Origin of the sequence: Streptomyces sp. NRRL S-340, from assembly GCF_000720185.1 — a bacterium.
Classification (GTDB): domain Bacteria; phylum Actinomycetota; class Actinomycetes; order Streptomycetales; family Streptomycetaceae; genus Streptomyces.
In genome coordinates, this window is the sequence record NZ_JOIY01000040.1 from 1 (window position 1) to 19,986 (window position 19,986).

20 protein-coding genes and 1 pseudogene are annotated in these 19,986 nt (G+C 72.4%); 4 read left to right on the top strand and 17 right to left on the bottom strand.

Features of this window, described 5'->3' with window-relative positions; translation table 11 throughout:
- Positions 1–233, bottom strand: a pseudogene (locus tag IG64_RS28240) (prepilin peptidase); the annotation flags it as partial.
- A 186-nt stretch (positions 234–419) separates the two neighbouring features.
- On the opposite strand from IG64_RS28240, the gene IG64_RS28245 reads away from it, so the two are divergent.
- Positions 420–860: a DUF192 domain-containing protein gene (locus IG64_RS28245; RefSeq protein WP_037861303.1), complete on the top strand. Its 441-nt coding sequence runs from the start codon at positions 420–422 to the stop codon at positions 858–860.
- A gap of 73 nt (positions 861–933) precedes the next feature.
- Here the strand turns inward: IG64_RS28245 and IG64_RS28250 are convergent, their stop codons facing one another.
- The 14 genes from IG64_RS28250 to IG64_RS28315 form a co-directional block, all read right to left on the bottom strand.
- On the bottom strand, positions 934–1,569 hold the full coding sequence (locus tag IG64_RS28250; protein WP_037861305.1) for an OmpA family protein: 636 nt from the start codon (positions 1,567–1,569) through the stop codon (positions 934–936).
- Between the two features lie 10 nt (positions 1,570–1,579).
- Positions 1,580–2,164, bottom strand: a complete 585-nt coding sequence (locus IG64_RS28255) for a hypothetical protein (protein WP_037861307.1) — start codon at positions 2,162–2,164, stop codon at positions 1,580–1,582.
- Positions 2,165–2,199: 35 nt separating this feature from the next.
- Positions 2,200–2,802, bottom strand: coding sequence for a pilus assembly protein TadG-related protein (locus tag IG64_RS28260; RefSeq protein WP_037861308.1), 603 nt, complete (start codon positions 2,800–2,802; stop codon positions 2,200–2,202).
- Positions 2,799–3,032, bottom strand: a complete 234-nt coding sequence (locus IG64_RS28265) for a hypothetical protein (protein WP_037861311.1) — start codon at positions 3,030–3,032, stop codon at positions 2,799–2,801. The genes IG64_RS28260 and IG64_RS28265 overlap by 4 nt, the downstream gene beginning before the upstream one ends.
- A gap of 124 nt (positions 3,033–3,156) precedes the next feature.
- Positions 3,157–4,008: a response regulator transcription factor gene (locus tag IG64_RS28270; protein ID WP_037861312.1), complete on the bottom strand. Its 852-nt coding sequence runs from the start codon at positions 4,006–4,008 to the stop codon at positions 3,157–3,159.
- An 88-nt stretch (positions 4,009–4,096) separates the two neighbouring features.
- Positions 4,097–5,344 carry a histidine kinase gene (locus tag IG64_RS28275; RefSeq protein WP_037861314.1) on the bottom strand — a complete coding sequence of 416 codons (1,248 nt, stop codon included), beginning with the start codon at positions 5,342–5,344 and terminating at the stop codon, positions 4,097–4,099.
- A gap of 728 nt (positions 5,345–6,072) precedes the next feature.
- Entirely contained in the window at positions 6,073–6,960 is an 888-nt protein-coding gene (locus IG64_RS28280; protein WP_037861315.1) for a DUF5936 domain-containing protein, read from the bottom strand.
- A 37-nt stretch (positions 6,961–6,997) separates the two neighbouring features.
- Positions 6,998–7,939: a type II secretion system F family protein gene (locus tag IG64_RS28285; RefSeq protein WP_037861317.1), complete on the bottom strand. Its 942-nt coding sequence runs from the start codon at positions 7,937–7,939 to the stop codon at positions 6,998–7,000.
- An 8-nt stretch (positions 7,940–7,947) separates the two neighbouring features.
- On the bottom strand, positions 7,948–9,285 hold the full coding sequence (locus tag IG64_RS28290) for a CpaF family protein (protein WP_037861318.1): 1,338 nt from the start codon (positions 9,283–9,285) through the stop codon (positions 7,948–7,950).
- Positions 9,282–9,689 (bottom strand): TadE family protein, encoded by a 408-nt coding sequence (locus IG64_RS28295; protein ID WP_037861398.1) that lies wholly within the window; start codon positions 9,687–9,689, stop codon positions 9,282–9,284. The genes IG64_RS28290 and IG64_RS28295 overlap by 4 nt, the downstream gene beginning before the upstream one ends.
- 133 nt (positions 9,690–9,822) lie before the next feature.
- Positions 9,823–10,152 carry a hypothetical protein gene (locus IG64_RS28300; protein WP_051813412.1) on the bottom strand — a complete coding sequence of 110 codons (330 nt, stop codon included), beginning with the start codon at positions 10,150–10,152 and terminating at the stop codon, positions 9,823–9,825.
- A gap of 148 nt (positions 10,153–10,300) precedes the next feature.
- Complete coding sequence (locus IG64_RS28305; protein WP_037861320.1) at positions 10,301–11,566, bottom strand: AAA family ATPase; 1,266 nt, start codon at positions 11,564–11,566, stop codon at positions 10,301–10,303.
- 13 nt (positions 11,567–11,579) lie between these two features.
- Complete coding sequence (gene cpaB / locus IG64_RS28310) at positions 11,580–12,287, bottom strand: Flp pilus assembly protein CpaB (protein ID WP_037861322.1); 708 nt, start codon at positions 12,285–12,287, stop codon at positions 11,580–11,582.
- A 72-nt stretch (positions 12,288–12,359) separates the two neighbouring features.
- Positions 12,360–13,244 (bottom strand): hypothetical protein, encoded by an 885-nt coding sequence (locus IG64_RS28315; protein WP_234438633.1) that lies wholly within the window; start codon positions 13,242–13,244, stop codon positions 12,360–12,362.
- 481 nt (positions 13,245–13,725) lie between these two features.
- Here IG64_RS28315 and IG64_RS28320 point away from each other — a divergent pair, with 481 nt between their 5' ends.
- The 3 genes from IG64_RS28320 (at position 13,726) to IG64_RS28330 (ending at position 17,576) form a co-directional block, all read left to right on the top strand.
- Entirely contained in the window at positions 13,726–15,444 is a 1,719-nt protein-coding gene (locus tag IG64_RS28320; RefSeq protein ID WP_037861325.1) for a chitinase, read from the top strand.
- Positions 15,445–15,624: 180 nt separating this feature from the next.
- The gene (locus IG64_RS28325) at positions 15,625–16,155 is read left to right on the top strand and encodes a SigE family RNA polymerase sigma factor (RefSeq protein WP_037861327.1); all 531 of its coding nucleotides are present in this window, start codon (positions 15,625–15,627) and stop codon (positions 16,153–16,155) included.
- A 164-nt stretch (positions 16,156–16,319) separates the two neighbouring features.
- A complete protein-coding gene (locus IG64_RS28330) occupies positions 16,320–17,576 on the top strand; it encodes a hypothetical protein (protein WP_037861329.1) in 1,257 nt (418 codons plus the stop codon).
- A 72-nt stretch (positions 17,577–17,648) separates the two neighbouring features.
- Here IG64_RS28330 and IG64_RS28335 read toward each other — a convergent pair whose 3' ends face one another.
- On the bottom strand, positions 17,649–18,254 hold the full coding sequence (locus tag IG64_RS28335) for a hypothetical protein (RefSeq protein WP_037861331.1): 606 nt from the start codon (positions 18,252–18,254) through the stop codon (positions 17,649–17,651).
- 205 nt (positions 18,255–18,459) lie between these two features.
- Positions 18,460–19,935: a GntP family permease gene (locus IG64_RS28340; protein WP_037861332.1), complete on the bottom strand. Its 1,476-nt coding sequence runs from the start codon at positions 19,933–19,935 to the stop codon at positions 18,460–18,462.
- Between the last annotated feature and the right edge of the window lie 51 nt (positions 19,936–19,986).

The following is a 19,986-nucleotide window of genomic DNA, read 5'->3' on the forward strand; positions in this document are numbered from 1 at the left end:
GGGGCTGGGTTGCTGTGGCTTGCGGGCGGGGCTGGGTTGGTGTGGGGGGCGGTGGAGGTGCAGCGGGCCGGGCCCAGCCAGCCGCCGAACACCCCGGTGATCGCGTGCCCGCCGGGACACTCCGCCCGCCACGGCTCACCCGCGGCCACCGACAGGCGGTGCGCGGCCCGGGGCACCAGCAGCCCGGCGCCCGCGCCCCACAGGACGGCGACGACGATCAGGAGTACGCGCACGCCGGGACCCTAGCGGGGGACCGGGCGGTACGGCATGGGCCCGTGGACCCAAGGGGCCGGGCTCACGGGCCCAGGGCGGGCCGGCGGCGTACCCATGGCGTGCCCCTGACGCGCCCGTGGCGGGGCTTCCGGCTGGGGGATACCGTCGGCCGGACACTTCGCGGCGGAGCGGGAAGGCGGCCCGGCATGGCAGGACGCTGGCGGGACGGACGGGGCCGGCTGATCGTGCCCGGGGGTGCGGGCGACGGAGACGGAGGGGGCGACGGGGAGGCGGGTGCGGCGGCGGTGACGGTGCCTCTCGAACTGGCGGCGTCCTACCGGGCCCGCACGCGCGGGCTGCTCGGCCGCGACGCCGTCGACGGCGCCCTCCTCCTCTCCCCCGCGGGCAGCATCCACACCTTCGGCATGCGTATCCCCATCGACGTCGCCTACCTCGACCGCGGCCTGCGGGTCCTCGCCGTCGTCACGATGCGGCCGGGCCGCCTGGGCCGCCCCCGCCTCCGCTCCCGGCACGTCCTGGAGGCGGCGGCGGGGGCGATGGCGCGGTGGGGGGTGCGGGCGGGGGTACGGGTGTCGGTGGAGGCGGATTTCCCTGCTGGATCCCCGGGGGCCCGTCAGCCGGACTGAGCACCCGTCGCGGAGCGCACCGTGCAGGCCACGCGTGTCCCGGCGTCGGACCGGGAGTCAGGTCCGGGTGCGGTCAGCTCTGGGTGCGCGGGAAGGTGACCTCCACTCGGCGGTTCTTCTTGCGGCCGTCCTCCGTGGCGTTGTCCGCGATGGGGTAGTCCTCGGCGTAGCCGCGTACGTCGAAGGTGATGGCCGGATCGTTCAGCTCCTGGGAGAGGACGTCCTGGACGGCGTTGGCGCGCTGCTTGGACAGGACGACGCCGTGTTCGTGGGTGCCGAGGTTGTCGGTGAAGCCGAAGACCCGGACCTGGGAGGCGTTCTGCTTCTTGATCTCCTGGGCGATGGCGTCGATGCGGGACCTGGCCTGGTCGCTGAGTTTCGCGCTGTCCTTGGCGAACAGCACCTCGGCCTGCAGTGCGAACGTCACGTCCGTGTTGGTGTCCTCACGGCGTTCCTCGCCGCCCTGGTCCTCGACCACCGACTTGATGTCCAGCACCTTGGGCGCGGCGAGGGTCGCCCCCTCCGGGAGCTTGAGGTCCGGGTCGTTCGGGTCGACCTTCACGGGGGGCGCGGCGGAGGACTCGGTGCCCGGCGGGACACTCGGGGCGGTGCCGTCGGCACGGGCCGCGGCGGCTCCGCAGAGGTCGGCGGCGAGCAGGAGGGCGACGGCGCCCAGGGCGAGGGAGAGCCGGGGTGGGGTGTGGGTCATGGTGGCCGCCTCACCCGGAGATCTTGACGGTGCCGCTGGAGAAGGTGGGGAGTTGCAGGGTCACGTCGGTGGTGTCGGCCGGGGGGGCGGGGAATTGCATGAAGACGGGGATGGTCTGGCCTGACTCGATGGTCGTCAGACCAACCGTCGTCAGTGGGCGCCCGTCTGTGTCCCGGAGCACGTAGTAGCGCTTCTTTCCGTTGGAATCCACCAGGGTGGCTCCACCGAGCGACTGACCATGCTTGATGATCTCGGTCTCGTCCCCACTCATCTGGGACGGGAGGACGGCTGACTTGGCCCCGTCGTTCTTGATGCTGCCGTTCACGGTGACGAAGCCGCCGGAGTCCCGCTGGGCAGAAGCGACGTCGAAAAGCAGACCGTCCGGCCCCCGAAGCTCTGCCAGTGGAGCTTGCGACTGCCCCTCCTGAGCACTCGCAACCGAACCGCCGCCGCCTTTGGAGGCCGAGGCGGTGGGCGCCTGGGGCTTGTCGTCCTCGCCGCCGCTGCCGCAGCCGACCGCACCGACGGCCAGACCGGCCGCCATGGTCAACGCGAGTAGCCCCCTGGGGGCCCTCACAGTGAACCGCATGCTCATCGCTCTGCTTCCTTCGTCGCTCAGTGTTTCGGGAGTCAGTCGGCCAGGTGGACGTCGAACAGGTCCTGAGGTCGGGGGACGTCGGTGACGTCCTTGGGGTCCAGGTCCCAGTACCGGTTGTTCTTGCAGACGAGGCGCGGCAGCGCAGAACGGTCCGTGCCCGCGGGCAGGGGATCGAACGTACAGAGCCGCTCGATCACCGCAGTGGCGTGCGCCTTCGAGTGCTTGCTCTCGGTGATGGGGACGACCGACTTGCCCATCGCCTTGTTCGTCTCCACATCGACTGTGTAGCTGAGCGGACCGCTCTGCACGCAGTCATTCACCTGGGCGTCGTTCCGCTGGGCGAGTTCGTAAGCGCGCCAGCACGACGGTTCGAGCCCGTCACCGTTGCCGTCGAAGATCCTCTGCCACTCGTCCGGATCTGCTACGTCCTTCAACCACTCAGCGGCGAGCTGATCCCGCGTGTCCTGCGCAGCAGCGAGCGCTGCAGCGTCGGCAGCCGTCTGTGCACCGCTTCGGTTCACCGTCGCCTGGCCGACCGCGAAATACGCCAATCCGAGAAAGAGCAGGCCCGCCACCACCGTGATGTAGATGGGGAAGGCCTGTCCTGCGTCACCGCACCGGCGGAGGTGCGTCAATTGCCGACCTTGCCGATCAGTCCTGTGATCTTGTTCAGAATCGTCTGCCCGATGCTCGTGCCATTGATGACCAGGACGATGGCCACGACGACGGCGAGGATGCCCAGGTACTCCACCGCCGTCTGCCCCTTGTCGCCGGCGCGGCGTTGCATCGCTCGGGTGGTGGTGTTCTTCCAGCCGTTCACGCGGACCTTGGTCGCCACCACGGTCTTCAGCATCAGGTCGCTCATGGTGTTCCCCTCCGGGTTCGGGCGCGGTGCCGGTTGCGGCAGGGGCACCGTACGGCCGGGCGGGCGGGGCGGCCGAGGGTCCGTGGGCCCAATTCCGGGCCCAGATCCGTACCGGCATCCCAGGTCACCTCGCTTCCCGTGACGTGGAGTCGGGGGCCGTGCCCAGCCACTTCGCGGCGGCCTCGGCGCGGCTGGTGCTGTGGAGCTTGGCGAAGATGCGGTTGATGTGGTTCTTGACGGTCTTCTCGCTGATGAAGCACACGGCGGCGATCTGCTGGTTCGTCATGCCGGACGCGATGAGGTCCATGATCTCCGCCTCCCTCGCGCTGAGTCGGAACCTCGACCTGTCGACCGGGGACGACTGTCTCATAGATGATTGCACCTGCGAAAGGGTTTCTGCAGAGACACGCAGATTATTGGCAGTTGAGGGATCTTTGACGTGTGCATTCGCATCCATCTCGCCCAGGCCGTCCGGCAGGGAACCGCCGGCCGGCGCCGGGCCACGGCGCAGTTGGGCCAGCAGCGCTCCCGTCGCCGTCGACGTGAAGCGGGCGTGTCCCTGGCTGATGTCCCGCACCGCGTCGATCAGTTGGCCGGCCGTGAACTCGCCGTGGACGAGGTAACCGGCCGCGCCCCTGCGCAGGGCCTCCCGCACGATCTCCGCCTCGCCGCTGTAGGTGAGCATCAGCACCGGGGCGACCGGCACCAGGTGGGGCAGGGCGGAGATGCCGTCGACGCCGGGCATGCGGACGTCGAGGAGGACGACGTCCGGGCGGTGGTGGTACGTGGCTTCCCAGGCCTCACGGCCGTCCGCGGCCTCCGCCACGACCGTGATGTCCTCGCGGCCGGAGAGCAGGGCGGTGAGACCGGCCCGGACCACCGGGTTGTCGTCCGCGACGACGACCCGCAGGGGCGCGCGACGGCGGGCATCCGGGTCCTGGGGCGAGGGCGGGCGCGGCGGTGTCTCGTGCGGCACAGGGCCTCCTCTCGGGCTTGACGCGAGTGGTGGGTGAGGCGGGGCCGGTTCGCTGTGGGGCCGGGGGTCCGCCGGGCGGGAGCGGGGGTCAAGGGGATGGAGGCGGGGGTCGGGACGGCAGGGCGTCCAGCGGTAGTTCGAGGGACACCGCCGTGCCCTTCGCGTGGCGGCCCGGGCCGATGGTCAGGCGGGCGCCGATCGCCGCTGCCCTCTCCACCATGCCGACCAGGCCGAAGTGGCCGGTGCGGCGCAGTTGTCCGATGGTGGTGCCCGGGGGCAGGCCCCGGCCGTCGTCGAGGACGCTGAGGCGGAGCAGGTCGCCGTCGCGGCCCACCCGCACCTCGACGCGGCTCGGCGCGCCGTGGCGGTGGGCGTTCTCCATCGCCTCCGCGGCGATGGAGCGGAGCTGGCGCGTCACTGCGGGCGGCAGGGGCGGGGGTGTTCCTCCCGCCGTGGCGCCCCCGGACGGGAGACAGGTGGCGGGCAGGCCGGTACGGGCGCTGAAGTCGCGTACCTCCGCGTCGAGTTCGGTGAGCAGGTCCCTTCCACCGTCCGGGTTCGGATCCGGGTTCGGATCCGGGTTCGGGTCGTGTACGCACCGCAGGTCCGTCAGCAGGGCGCGTGACTCGGCCGCGGCACGGCGGGCCGAGCGGGCGACGAGGTCCGCCTGCCGCCGGATCAGGGCGGGGTCGGGACGGTCCGCGCCGGCCGAGCGGGCCAGGCCGTCGGCGGCCAGCGCCACGCCGTGCAGGGTCTTCGCCACGGAGTCGTGCATCTCCCGGGCGAGGCGGGCCCGCTCGGCGCTCACGGCCTCGCTGACGGCGAGGCGGGCCTGGACCGCGGTCAGTGTCCGGCTGGCCTCGCCGAAGCGGAGGAGCAGCGTGCGCTGGGTGGCGCCGGCCGCGCCCACGACGACGCACAGACCGGGGAAGAGGGCGGACTGGGCGAGGTTGGCGTGCAGTTCCCTGGTCGCGGCGTAGACGAGGAACAGGATGAGGGACTGGAGCGAGGCGAAGATCGCGGCGCCGCGCCAGCTGTAGACGAGGCCGGCGAGCAGGGGTGTGCAGACGCTGACGTAGGCCAGGGTGCTGTCCGGGCCGGCCGCGACGAGCAGGAGCGCGCCGAAGAGGGTGTCCAGGGCCAGCAGGGTGGGGTGGCGCAGGAGCAGCGGGCCGAAGCGTTCCCAGTCCCGGAAGAGGACGTAGGAGCCCATGAAGGTGAGGACCACCGCGGCACCGACGAGGCGCACGGCCAGGCCGGGGGCGGCGTGGACGAGGGCGGCCGGGGCGGAGAGGGCGATCATCGCCAGCCGGAAGGCGAAGACGTGCCGGCACATCGCCTGGAGGGCACTGATCTGAAGCCTCTCCGGGGCGGCGAGGCCCTGCGGGGCGGGTGCGGCGGGGTTCGGTCCAGGGGGGCGAGTTCCTGCGGCTCCGCTCCGGCGGGCCGGGGCCGGGGGAGGGAGGCCCGGATCGGCAGAAGCGGAAAGGCCCTGCGGGAGCGGGGCGGCGAGGCCCTGCGGGTCCAGGGGGGCGAGTTGCTGCGCGTCCGGGCCGACGGGCATCCGCGGGACCGGCCCATCGGGCATCAGCGGGACAGGGCTGGCGGGCATCCGCAGGTCCGGACCGACGGCCCCCCGCGGGTCCGGGCCAGCGGGCATCCGCGGGACAGGGCCAGCGGAGTCTTGTGACCGCCGACCCGACTGTCCCCGTGGCCCCGGATGTTCCGGTGAACCCGGTTGCTCCCGCGACCCTGGCTGTTCCTGTGACCCCGGTTGCTCTCGTGCCCCCGGCTCTTCCGGCGGCCCCGACTGCTCCCATGCCCCCGGCGATTCCCGTAGTCCCGTCGTTTCCCGTGACCCAAGCTGCGCCCATGACCCGGGCTTTCCCCATGCCCCCGGCTGTTCCGGCGGACCCGGCTGTTCCCGTGGCCCCGGCCGCTCCCATGGCTCCGAGGGCCCCGGTACGGCCGGCAGGGGCTCCGGTGTCGCCTTCGCGGCGGGGTGTGGGCCGTACCGGCGGACGTGTTCCTCCGTGGACGGCATGTCCGTGGCCACCTGGCTTCCTACTTCCCCGTGACGGAGCCGAAGTCCACGCCGGAGCCCAGGAGCAGGCCCGCGCCGAGGAGGATGAGGGTGGCCGGGACCATGAAGGTGGTGATCATCATGGTGGCCTTGGGGACCGCGCGGGCGGCCTTGCGGCGGGCGTTCTGCGCGTCGGTGCGGCGCATGTCCTTGGCCAGGGAGACGAGTGTGTCGACGATCGGCGCACCCAGTTCCTCGCCCTGCTGGAGGGCGGTGACGAACATCGCGACCTGTTCGGAGTCGTTCCTGCGGCGCAGTTCGGCGAAAGCCTCGCGGCGGCTCATGCCGAGGTCCATCTGGCGCAGGGTGATGCGCAGTTCGTCCGCCCACGGGCCCTCGTAGCGGGAGGCCACCCGGTCCAGTGCCTGCCGGAAGCCGAGGCCCGCGCTGACGACGACGGCGAGGACGTCGAGGAAGTCGGGCAGCGTCCGTTCGATCACGTCCCGGCGGACCCGGATCGCCGACCAGATGCCCACCTCGGTCCAGAACGCGCCGAACGCGAAGAGGAGCAGGGCGACGACGAACTGGCCGCGCAGCAGGCAGAGCAGGCCTCCGAAGCCGCCCAGGAAGCCGTACACCGCACGGCGGGCCGCGTACCGGTCGATGGTCAGGCCGCCGGGGTTGCCGGCCAGGTCGATCTTGCGGCGGTAGCGCGCGACCAGCCTGGGGCCCATCAGGCGCAGTACGGCGGGGGCGTAACGCATGCCCATGCGGTCGATGAGCGAGCCCACCGCGCCGGTGCGGGTGGAGCCGACCTCCAGCGCGAGCGCGAGGTCGCTGGGGAGCCGGGCGTCCGCGCGGTACATGCGGATGCCGGCGAAGGCGCCCCAGACACCGAGGCCCATCCCGAGTGCGAGCAGCCATGCCATCGTCGGTCCTCTCCTTTCCTGCGCTGCCGTCGACCGGTCAGACGTCGATGCGGGACATCCGGCGGATGAGGAAGAATCCGACGGCGTACAGCGCGAAGGCGATGATCACCGCGGCCTGGCCGAGCGGTGAGCCCGTCATACGGTCCAGGGCGCCCGCCTTGACGCCGTTCATCAGGAAGAGCGCGCCGACGCCGAGCACCGGCACCGCGTACGAGGTCATGTTGACCTGGGAGAGCTGGGTGCGGACCTCGCGGCGGGTCTCCTTGCGCTCCTCCAGGGTCTCGGTGAGGTTGCGCAGGGCGCTCACCACCTGGCCGCCGGCCCGGTTGGAGAGAACCAGGGTGGTGACCAGGACGACGAGTTCGCGCGAGGGCAGCCGGTCTGCCAGCTCACCGAGGGCGTCGTCCATGGACGCGCCCAGGGCCAGCTGGTGGGCCACCTTGCCCAGTTCCTCGCCCGCGGGGGCCTCCAGTTCCTCGGCGGCCATGCCGATGGCGGTGCGCAGGGCGAGGCCCGCCTGGGTGGCGTTGGCCAGGATGCGGGCCAGTTCGGGAAGCTGGTTGATGAACTTCTCGATGCGCCTGGCGCGCTGCCAGTTGAGGAACTGCACCGCCGCCCAGATGCCGAGGAGTCCGGCGAGCGGGCCGAAGAAGGGGGCCAGGGCCGCCTGGCCGAGCAGCCAGAGGGCGGCGACGACGGCGAGCATGCAGGCGGTGAACTCGCCGGGGGTGACGTCGAGGCCGGTGGCGGCCAGCCTCAGTTCGAGTTTCCGGCCGAGGGCGGTGCGCCGCAGGCGGCGGTCGAGGGAGCGGAAGCGGCGCCTGCGGCCCTGTGGAGCGCCGCTGGTCAGGGCGAGCCGGTCGACGAGTTCCGCCCGCTGGGCCCGGCCCGTGGTGCAGGCGTGCAGCCCGAGGACGGCCAGGACGCAGGTCAGCAGGGCGGCGCCGGTGGTGAGGGTGACGAGGGTGCTCAGGTCCATGGGGGCTCCTACCTGGCTTCCCGGGTGGCCAGTTGGTCTGCGGACTGGGCGATGCCGAAGGCCTGCGGGACGGGCTGGCTCGCCATGTAGAGGCGGTCGGCGGCGCGGCGGGGCAGCGGGTGGTGCTCGTAGGCGCCGTGGATGCGGCCGTCGGCGGACATGGGGCGCGCGGCGAAGCGGGCCACGGTCGCCAGCCGGTACGGCTCGCCGCCGTGGCTGTCGAGCAGGGCGATCTCGGTGACGCGGCGGGCCCCGTCGGCGAAGCGGGTGAGCTGGACGATGACGTCGACGGCGCTGTTGATCTGGTCGTGCAGGGCGGGGAAGGGGATCTCCACGTCGGACATGGAGGCGAGGGTCTGCAGGCGCATCAGCGCGTCCTCGGCGCTGTTGGCGTGCACGGTGGCCAGCGAGCCGTCGTGGCCGGTGGACATCGCCTGCAGCATGTCCAGCGACTCGCCGCCGCGGACCTCGCCGACGACGATGCGGTCGGGGCGCATGCGCAGCGAGTTGCGCACCAGGTCGCGGATGCTGATGCGGCCCCGGCCCTCCACGTTGGGCGGGCGCGCTTCGAGGCGTACGACGTGGGCCTGCTGGAGCTGGAGTTCGGCGGAGTCCTCGATGGTGATGATGCGGTCGCTCTCGGGGATCAGTCCGGAGAGGGCGTTGAGGAGGGTGGTCTTGCCGGTGCCGGTGGCACCGGAGACGATGATGTTGAACCTGGCCTGCACCAGCGCGGCGAGCAGGTAGAGCATGGGTTCGTCGAGCGAGCCGAAGCCGATCAGCTCCTGGAGGGTGAAGGAGCGCGGGAAGCGGCGGATGGTGAGGGTGGGGCCGGTCAGCGCGAGCGGCGGGATGATCACGTTGACGCGTTCGCCGGACGGCAGCCGGGCGTCGACCATCGGGTTCGTCTCGTCGACGCGGCGGTTGACGGTGGAGACGATGCGTTCGATGGTCTGCATCAGCTGGTCGTGGGAGGCGAAGCGGAGCGGGAGCTGTTCGACCCGGCCGCCGCGCTCGACGAAGATCGAGTCGGGCCCGTTGACCATGATCTCGGTGATGGAGGCGTCTTCGAGCAGGGGTTCGAGTATGCCGAGGCCGAGGGCCTCGTCGACCACCCGGCGGATCAGCTGGGAGCGTTCGGCCGTCGACAGGACCGGGCCCTCGCGGCTGATGATGTGCCCGAGCACCCGCTCCAGCCGTACCCGGCGCTCGGCCGGGGCGAGCGCGCTCATCTCCGCGAGGTCGATCTCCTCCAGGAGCTTGGTCCGGTAGGAGGCGACCAGGTGGGCGTCCTCGCCCCGGCTGCCCTTCTCCTCGGGGGAGTTGATGCGTGCGCGCAGACTCATGGGGGCGGGGCTCCTCGTCCTTCGTCAGTGGTCGAGCGGGAGTCGTCGAGCGGCATGGTGGCGGCCTTGCGGACGGTGCCCACCGGGTCCCACAGCGGGATGACGGAGGGGATGCGCACGGTGGCCGTGACGGTGACCGTGTCGCCTCCGGGCTCGGGATCGCAGGTGGTGCGTCCGGAGAGTCCGCCGCTGACCGCCGCCGCGCACGCCGCCTGCGCGTCGTGCCCGAGCGAGGCCGCGCGCGCCCCCGCCCGTGCCGCGGTACCGGCCTGCTGGGCGGCGTACGCGACGAGGCCGAACTGGACGACCGCCATCGCGACCAGCAGCAGGACCGGGAGGAACCCCAGGTACTCGATGGCGACCTGACCGTGATCGCGAGGCCGGCGCCCCCGCCCGCGGAGCACGTCGGCACGTCGCTCGCGCCCCCGCCCGTGGAGCACGTCGGCACGTCGCTCCTGGGACAGCCCGCGGAGCACGTCGGTACGCCGTCGTCGGGGCAGTTCGTGAGGCACGTCGGTACGCCGGGCGTGGGGCATCTCAGTCCTTCACCTCCTCCACGGCACCGGCGTGACCGGTCACCGGGACCGGGAAGCCGATCAGGCCCGGCAGCAGGACGGGGACGTCCAGGTGCACGGTCGCCGTGACGAAGCCGGTGCCCCGGCCGCCGCACTCGATCCGGGCACCGTCCCGCCACGCGCTCGGCAGGTCCTCCAGTCCCGCGCGTTCACAGGCCCCCTGCATGTCCCCGGTGGCCGCCGTCCCCGCCCGTACGGCCTCGTCCGCCGCGTTCCCGGCCAGGGTGAAGGTGTATCCGAGCAGCACGCACTGCCACATCAGCACCAGCGTGATGATGATCGTCGGCGCCATGCCCAGGAACTCGACGGCGACCTGCCCGCTGTCGGACCGCGGGCCTGACCGGGCACCCCCGCATAAGAGCTGCGAACAAAAGGGGCGCCCGGCACCCGACGCCCGGCACGCACGCTCGCGGCGTTGCCGGAAGGCCCTGGTAGCTCCGCTACAAGGGCCTTCCGGCGCCTTGCGATCGCACGCACCGGACGCCGCCGCCCCGGTCGCCCCGCATCCGGCCGTGGCCCTTGTGGGTGCCCGCCGGGCTCTTGACCAGGCCGAGTTCACCGGCCAGACCCCACAGGGCCTGCTTCACCGTGCTGCGGGCGTCCAGCTCGTGGAGGCGGCCGGCGTCGACCACGGCCTGGAGCTCCTTGAAGTTCGCGGGGACCGCCGTGCCGGCCACCGCCGTGCCGGTGATCTTGCCGATGAGCGCGGGCTGGATCTCCGTGGCGCGGGTGTGGCGGTTGACGACGACGGTCGTCTCCTCGGCCTTGCGGACCTGCAGCCGGTCCCACATCCGCACGGTCCGCTTGGCCGCCCGCACCGCCACGACGTCCGGGGTGGTGACGAGCAGGGCGGTGTCGGCCATCTCGACGGCCGCCGCGCCCGCTCCGCCGAGCTGTGCGCCGCAGTCCAGGACGACGACCTCGTAGCGGGAGCGCAGGGCGCTGACGATCTGGCGGGCGGCCCGGTCGGTGACCTCCTCGCCGCGTTCGCCCTCGCCGGGGGCGAGCAGCAGGGCGACGCCGGTGTCGTGCCGGAAGACGGCGTCGGCCAGGACGCGCGGGGAGATGTCGCTGATGGCGGCCAGGTCGACGACCGAGCGGCGGAACTGGACGTCCAGGTAGGAGGCGATGTCGCCGGTCTGCAGGTCCATGTCGACCAGGGCCGTGCTCTGCCCGGAGGCCTGGGCGGCGAGGGCGAGCTGGACGGCGGTCAGCGTGGCCCCGACGCCGCCCTTGGCCCCGCTCACCGTCACCAGGCGCCCGCCGACGCCGGGGAACACGTCGCCGCCGTGGCCGAGGTGACGCCGTACGCCCACCGACCACTGGGCGACGGCCTGGACGCGGCTGGCCAGTTCCTCGTAGCTCAGCGGCAGGGACACCAGTCCGCGCGCGCCGCAGTCCATGGCGGCGGAGAACAGGCCGGGGCTCGCGTCGGAGGTGATGAGGATGACGCCGACCGCCGGGAAGCGCAGGGCCACCTCGCGGATCAGTTCGAGCGCCGGGACGGGGCCGACGCGCTCGTGCACGACCACGATCTCGGGCAGTTCGTCGACGGATTCGGCGGCCAGGCGCGCGAGGGTGTCGACGAGCTGCGTGGAGTCGGCGACGGGAGTCACCGGCTCCGCGTCGGGGAGCTGGCTGAGCAGTGTCGTGAGGGACCGGACCGCGTCCGCGTCGCCGACGGCCGGGAGGATCCTGGTGGGCATGGCTGCGGGCCTCTCACTTGTCGTTCGCGAGTTCGTAGGTCCGGTCCTTGGCCGGGACGTCGGCGCCGCCGCCGGGCGCGACCAGCGCGAGCCGGACCCGCTGCGCGAAGGACTCGGCGTAGGTGATGCGCTGGGCGTCGATGGTGGAGAGCGCGAAGGTGATGGGGACGGCCTCGGTGGGCTGCCGGTCGCGGTTGTCGGCGCTCGGGTCGAGGGCGGTGATCCGGCCGACGTCGAGGACCCTGGCGTCGGTCACGATGATCTTGGACTGGGCGGGGTCGCCCTGCCGCTGCCCGGGGAAGGTGGCGTACACGTTGACCGTGGAGCCCGGTGTGATCTTGCCCGCCACACCGGTGGCCGCGTCGATCATGATGGCGACCTCCTGCTGCCCCGGCCGCAGCGCGGGCTGGTTCACGATCATGTCGCTCTGCAGCAGTGAGCCCTGGCGCAGGGTGGTGACCGCGATCTTGCCCCGCACCTGGCCCAGGTCGGTGACGGCGTTCGGCGACAGCCACCGCTCGGGCATCCGGATCTTCTCGAACTGGCTCGCGGTCAGCGGGGTGTACGGCTTCACGTCGGCCTTCAGCTGGTACGCCGTGACCTCGGGGCCGACCTTCGACTTGACGTCGCCGATGACGGAGAGCACGCCCGCGAACGCGCCGAGGGCGCAGACGACGGACAGGATCAGGAGTATCACGCCGCGGCGCTGACGGGAGTTCATGAACCGTACGACCTCGCTGGGGGTGGGTCCGGGCGGACTCGGCGGATGTCGGAGGCTGGCGGCGGTGCGGGCTCACCCTGCGGGTGCGCGGCTCACGTGGGCGGTCCCGTACGGCGCGTACGTCCCGGGGCTTGCGTGCTCGCCCCGCCGCCCGTCCTCCTGGCCGCCGCCGGGATCGGGCGGGACGGCCGAGCAGAAGACGCAGCGGTCCCCGATGACATCGACGCCGCACCAGTGGCACACGCTCTGCCGCACCGAGGTGACCAGCTGGTAGAGGACCGGCAGGTCGGGCAGGTAACTGCAGAACTCGATCAGTTTTCCGGTGCCCCACCAGGCAGCGGACTCGGCCGGCGGCGCGGCCTCGCGCAGGCCGAGCACCTTCCAGGCCGGGGCGAGGTGCGTGCCGATCCAGTCGGACTGGAGCTGCCCCTTGGCGACGAGCATCCAGGTGCCGAAGTCCGGTCCCGGCAGGGTGGCTCCGGGACCGATGCGCACCAGGTGCGGCACCGGGTGGGCGACGACGCCGAACTGGCTGCCCGGAACCCAGGACCGGGCGTGCGCCTTGAGATCGACGGGGACGCGGTCGAGGCGGGTGACGGAGTTGAGGACCGCTCCGCAGTGGACGTAGTGGGTGAGCAGGCGGCCCGCGGAGGCGAGCACGCCGGGGCTGAGGTCGCAGGAGGCCAGCTGCCGTAACTGACGGGCCAGGACGGCGACGGCGAGCGGCGGCAGCTCGGGGCGGAAGAGCGCGATGCGGTCGCTCTCCAGCAGCGAGCGGACCGTGTGCAGCCGGCGCTCCGCGGCCGCGGGCAGGGCGCGGGAGCAGACGACGATCAGGTGGCTGTGCTGGTCGAGCAGGGCCCGCACGCCGTCGAGCGTCCGTTCGAGCGGTTCACGGTCCAGGTCCGGCAGGACGGCGGCGGGCACGGTCCGTTCGTCCTGCGCGGGCAGTGCCATGTCCGCGCCGGTCACAGCGATCGCAGTTGACACGCCAGCTCCCCGTCTGCCGCCTGTCGGCCCGCCGTCGTTCCTCCGGCGCACCGAGTTGACTTCACTGCGTGACTACTTGAGCACTGTAACCACGCCCCTGTGACCGGAGAACAGCGATTCGTCAGCTCCGTGGCAACTGCGGTCGCACAAGTCACGTCAAAACGGGGCAGGTTGTCCCTTGCGATCGAGCCCGAAAGCGTGGCGGCCCGCCGGTCCGTTGACCCGGACCGGCCGGAGCGGGGGACGCGATTTTGGTCTGGACCTCTTGACAACGCAATTGGTCTGGACCAACTTGTACGACCAACGGCGGCACAGCAGTTCATGTCTCTCCCCCGGACTCCCCGGACTCCCCGGACTCCCCGCCCGATCCCTTCCCCGCTTCCCTCCCCGTCTCCCCCCCTCCCCCTTTCCCCTTTCCCCTTTCCCTCTCCTCTCCCCGGAGGCCCCAGTGGACCGCGCCCCAGGCACGCCCGGCACCCGACGGCTTCGGCCGCTCGGCATCTGGTCCGGAGCCGTCACCGCAGCCCTCGCCCTCTCCCTCGCGGGCACCGGCCAGGCATCGGCGGCCGACGTCAACAACGCCAAGAACGCCGGCTTCGAGGCGGGTCTGAGCAACTGGACCTGTTCGGCCGGCAGCGGCACGGCCGTCTCCTCGCCCGTGCACGCCGGTACGGCCGCGCTGAAGGCCGCCCCGGCCGGGCAGGACAACGCCCGGTGCACCCAGACGGTGGCGGTCAGACCCAACTCGACGTACACGCTGAGCGCCTGGGTCCAGGGCGGGTACACCTACCTGGGCGCCACCGGCACGGGCACCACCGACGTCTCGACGTGGACGCCCGACACGACGGCCTGGAAGCAGCTCTCCACCACCTTCACCACCGGCTCCTCGACCACCTCGGTGACGGTCTACCTGCACGGCTGGTACGGCCAGGCGGCCTACTACGCGGACGACGTGTCGGTCTCCGGGCCCGACGGGGGCGGCGGCGGTGACCCGGCGCCGACGGTCCCGGCGGCCCCGGCCGGCCTCACGGCGGGCGCCACGACCTCGTCCTCGGTCTCCCTGTCCTGGAACACCGTCACGAACGCCACCGGCTACAACGTCTACCGCGACGGCACCAAGGTCGCGTCGGTGGCCGGCACCTCCGCGACGGTGACGGGTCTGACGGCCTCGACCGCGTACTCCTTCCAGGTCACCGCGACCAACGTGGCGGGCGAGTCGGCGAAGTCCGCGGCCGTGACCGCCACGACGGCGGGGACCGGCGGCGGTGGCGGCGGCACCGGTCTGCCCAAGCACGCGGTGACGGGCTACTGGCAGAACTTCAACAACGGCGCGACCGTCCAGAAGATCTCCGATGTCCCCGCCGCCTACGACATCATCGCGGTCGCCTTCGCCGACGCCACGACGACACCCGGCGCGGTGACCTTCAACCTCGACTCGGCGGGCCTGAACGGTTACACGGCCGACCAGTTCAAGGCAGACATCAGGGCCAAGCAGGCGGCCGGCAAGAAGGTCGTCATCTCCATCGGCGGCGAGAAGGGCACGGTGTCGGTCGGCGACTCGGCGTCGGCGGCGAACTTCGCGAACTCGGTCTACTCCCTGATGCAGACGTACGGCTTCGACGGCGTCGACATCGACCTGGAGAACGGCCTCAACCCGACCTACATGACGCAGGCGCTGCGCGCGCTGTCCGCGAAGGCCGGCCCGGACCTGGTCATCACCATGGCCCCGCAGACCATCGACATGCAGTCGACGTCCGCCGGCTACTTCAAGACGGCCCTGAACATCAAGGACATCCTCACGGTCGTCAACACCCAGTACTACAACAGCGGCGCCATGCTGGGCTGCGACGGCAAGGTCTACTCGCAGGGCACGGTCGACTTCCTCACCGCCCTCGCCTGCATCCAGCTCGAAGGCGGCCTCGCGCCCTCCCAGGTCGGCCTCGGCCTGCCCGCCTCCCCGAGCGGCGCCGGCGGCGGCTACGTCTCACCGACGGTGGTCGACAACGCCCTGGACTGCCTGGCGAAGCTCACCAACTGCGGCTCCTTCAAGCCCTCGAAGGCCTACCCCGACGTGCGCGGCGCGATGACCTGGTCCACCAACTGGGACGCGGCGGCGGGCAACGCCTGGTCCAACTCGGTGGGCGCGCACGTGCACGCGATGCCGTGACCGTGACCTGATCCCCTCTCAGTGCGGCGCCGTCACCGACGGCGCCGCACTCTTTCGTGTTCCCCTTCTCGTGTCCGGCTCCCGTGGCCCCTCGCGCCGCCGCATGAAACATTCCGGGTGGCTCACCGCATCAATGGGGTGAGGGCGCCGCAGCAGGGCGCGGGAGCCACAGGGGGGCGTATGCGGTGGGGCGGCGACGACGAGGCCGGGGACGAGGGGTACCCGGAGTTCGCGGCGGCGCGGGCCGGGCATCTGTACCGGTCGGCCTGCCTGCTCACCGGGGGCGACACCCACCTCGCCGAGGACCTCGTCCAGGAGGCGCTGGGCCGGGTGTTCGTGCGCTGGAAGCGCGTCTCCCGCGTGGGCAATCCGGCCGGGTACGTGCAGACCGTGCTCACCCGGGTCTTCCTCGCCCACCAGCGGCGGCACAGCAGCCGCAGGGAACGCGCCACCGACGTGCTCCCCGAGACCGCCGGGCCGGACCCGGGCGGTGACGCGCCGCTGCGGCTGACCCTGCTGGAGGCCCTCGGGCAGCTCTCCGCCAAGGACCGGGCCGTGGTCGTCCTGCGCTACTGGGAGGACCGCAGCGTCGAGGAGACGGCCACGGTGATGGAGACCAGCTCCGCCGCCGTGCGCACCCGCTGCGTGCGCGCGCTGGCCCGGCTGCGCGTGCTGCTCGGCGACTCCCTCAGCGAGCACGCGGGCCGCTGACCGGCGCCCCGCCCCGTGACCCGGCCCGCCGTCTCACGCCCCATCACGTCGATGCGCGTCACTTCACTTCACGTCACTTCACTTCGCGACACATCACCTCACGTCACGTCACTTCACGACACGTCACTTCACGTCCATCACGGTGCAGGAAGCGGTGGTTCGCCATGTCCGTCCCCGATCACGACCCCTTCGAAGGGCAGCTCGCCGACGTCCTGCGGGACACGGGCGCAAGGTTCGAGACCGACCGGGAGTCGCTCGCCGCACGGGGCGAGACGCGCGGGCGGCGGCTCAGGTCGCGGCGCCGGGCCGCCGTCGCGGGCGGGGTCGCCGGGGTCGCCCTCGTCGGGCTGGGCGGTGCCCTGCTCCTGCCGGGCGGCCTCGGGGACGGCCCGCGGCAGCGGGAGGCGGCGGCCACCCACCCCTCCGCCCGCACCCACACGGACACCTCCGCCGCCTCCGTGTCCGCCGACGACTTCGTCCGCACCCTGAAGAAGCTGCTCCCCGCCGGCCGGTTCAGCGGCGAGCAGGGGCGCGGCACCGACACCCCGGTCGCCGGGAACAGCGTGGCCCCCTACGCCCAGGTCGTCTACGACGACGGGCGGGGCAAGGCCGCCGTCTCCGTCTCGCTGACCCGGCTGAAGCCCGGGACCGAGGAGGCCCGCCAGGACGCCCGGTGCCCCGACCGGGTGTTCATCGCCTACGACGCCTGCTCCGCCACGAAGCAGGCCGACGGCTCCTCGCTCGTGGTCCTCAAGGGGTACGAGTACCCGAACCGTCGCGGTGGCACCAAGCTGTGGACCGCCGACCTCGTCACGCCCCAGGGCGTGCACGTCGGCGTGCAGGAGTGGAACGCCGCCGCGGAGAAGGACGCGCCGGTCACCCGTGAGGAACCACCGCTCGGCAGTGAGGCGTTGACGAAGCTGGTCAGCGCGCGCGAGTGGCTCACCCTCGCCGCTTCCGTGCCCGTCGATCCCCGGACGAACGCCGCGCCGCCCGCCCGCGCCGGCTCGGTCTCGGCGACGCTCGCCCGCATGGTGCCGCCCGGCCTGAAGGTCGTCGCGAAGGGGTCGGCGGACCCGGGCTTCGGGTACGTGGTCGTCGACGACGGCCGGGGCCGGAGCATGGTCCAGGTCAACGTGCAGCCCGACATGCGCGACGTCGAGGACCAGTTGTTCGGCCCGGACGCCCGGACCCTGCCCGACGGCACCAAGGTCGCCGTGCACCGGCGGCCCGGGGAGAAGGGCATCGACGGGATCGTCATGTGGACCGTGGACACGATCCGTCCGGACGGCCGCCGCGTGGTGATCAGCGCCTTCAACGCCGGGACGCAGAACACGCCGGCCACCCGGGAGGCGCCGGCGCTCACCCTGAAGCAGCTGGAGCGCATCGCCACCGACCCGAAGTGGCTGACGCTCGGCTGAGGCGGCGCCGAGGCCGCGCTGCGGGCGGGCCCCCGGCGGTCTGCCGGGAACCGCCCGCCGCTCAGCCGGCCGTCAGTCCTCGTCCGCCGGGCCGGCTGCCTCGGAGCCGTCCCGGGAGTCCGCCGCCCCGGCCTTCTCCGCCTCGCCGTCCTCGAAGTACGCGTCCAGCACCGCGTCCAGTTCCGTCTCCCACACGCTGAAGCGGGACCGGGCCGGGGCCTCGATCTCGATGGGGTACCAGCGGCGGTCGGGGGTGTGGACGACGACGGTGAACCGCTTGCCGAAACGCGCGGTCGCCGTCTCCACGGCACCGATCTCGTCCCAGCGGAACTCGCACTCCTGGTCGTCCAGGGCCAGGCGCACGCCCCGGTGGTCGGCGACGATGCGGGCACGGCGGTCGGCGGCCTCGAAGACCGGGCCGTCGGGGACCTCCTCCTCGGCGTCCCTCTCGTCGGCCTCGGCCCCGTCGGCGGGCTCCTCCCCGGCGGCGTCCGCGACCGGCGCCGCGGCCTCCGGGGCGGCCCCGTCCGCCACGGGCGTCGGCTCCGGCTCCTCCGCCGCCGCGTCCCGGGCGGACGAGGGCGAGGTGAGGCCGGGGACGAACGCCGGGTCGAATCCGGCGCCCTTCACGGGCTCGCTCTTCAGGGGCTGGCTGCTCGAACCTATGCGCTGCTCCACAGCGGGCAGTATGGTCGACGATCCTGTGCCGGGGACAGCCAGCCCCTACTTCGTTATCAGACCCCTACAACTCGCGGTCCGCGGCGGGACGGACGGCCGTACGCCCGTCCGGCGCCCGCTCACCCGGACAGGCACCGCCCGCACGCACCGGCACCACCCGGACGCACGGGCGCCGCTCAGTCCCCGGGCACCGCCCGGGCGCCGCTCACACGAACAGGCTCACCACCGCCGCCACCGCGAAGCCCGCGAGCGACAGCACGCTCTCCAGGACCGTCCAGGTCTTCAGCGTGTCCCGTTCGCTGATGCCGAAGTACTTCGCCACCATCCAGAAGCCGCCGTCGTTGACGTGCGAGGCGAAGATCGAACCGGCGGAGATCGCCATGATGACCAGCGCCACGAAGGCCTGGGAGTGGTGCCCCTCGGCCAGCAGCGGGGCGACGATGCCCGCCGTGGTCACGATGGCCACCGTCGCCGAGCCCTGCGCGACCCGCAGCACCACCGAGATCAGGTACGCCAGCACGATCACCGGCAGGCCCACGCCGTTGAACGTGTCCGAGAGCGCCTGGGCGACCCCGCTGGCCTTGAGGACGGCGCCGAAGACCCCGCCCGCGCCGACGACCAGCAGGATGTTGCCGACCGGCTTCAGCGAGGCGGTCGAGACGGTCTCCAGCGACTTGCGCGACCAGCCCCGGCGGATGCCCAGCAGGTAGTAGGCCAGCACCAGGGCGATGGTGAGCGCCACGAACGGGTGACCGAAGAACTCGATCACCGACCGTCCGGTGGACGGGTCGAGGGCGATGGAGGAGAAGGTGGCCGCGAGGATCAGGACCAGCGGGGTGCCGATGATGCCGAGGACCGCGCCGAGCGGGGCCGGTGTCTCCCGCGGCTCCACCCCGGAGGCCCGCTGCTCGGCCAGGACGGCCCGCTTGGCCTCCTCGGCCGCCTCGACCATGTCCTGCGGCACCTCCACGAAGACGCGCTTGCCGATCCACGCGGAGTACGCCCAGGCGGCCAGCACCGCCGGGATGCCGCAGACGACGCCCATGAGGATGATCCAGCCGAGCTGCACGTGCAGCAGTCCGGCGGCGGCCACCGGGCCGGGGTGCGGCGGCAGGAAGGCGTGGGTCATGGACAGGCCCGCCAGCAGCGGCATGCAGTACAGGACGACCGACTTGCCGCCCCGCTTGGCGGCGGCGTAGACGAGCGGCGCGAGGACGAAGATGCCGACGTCGAAGAAGACGGGGATGCCGAAGATCAGGCCGGTCAGGCCCATGGCGAGGGGGGCGCGTCTTTCGCCGAAGAGTCCCAGCAGGCGCGAGGCGAGGACTTCGGCTCCGCCGCTGACCTCCAGGATCGCGCCGAGCATGGTGCCCAGGCCGATGATGACGGCGACGTGGCCGAGGATGCCGCCCATCCCGGACTCGATGGTGGAGACGGCGTCCGAGCGCTGGACGGTGCCGAAGAGTTCGGTGACCGACAGGCCGGCCAGCAGGCCGACGGCTATGGAGACGGCCAGCAGCGCGACGAACGGCTGGAGCCGCGCCTTGATGATCAGGAACAGCAGCAGCGCGATGCCGATCCCGGCCACCAGCAGCAGGCCGGTGGTGCCGTCGACGAGGAGGAGCAGGCCGCCGGTGTGCGGGGGTGTCTGCGGGGCTGCCGCGGCGAGCGGGTGGGACATACGGGGGTCCTCTGCGTAAGTACATACAGCTTTCGGGCAGGGAGGAGCGCG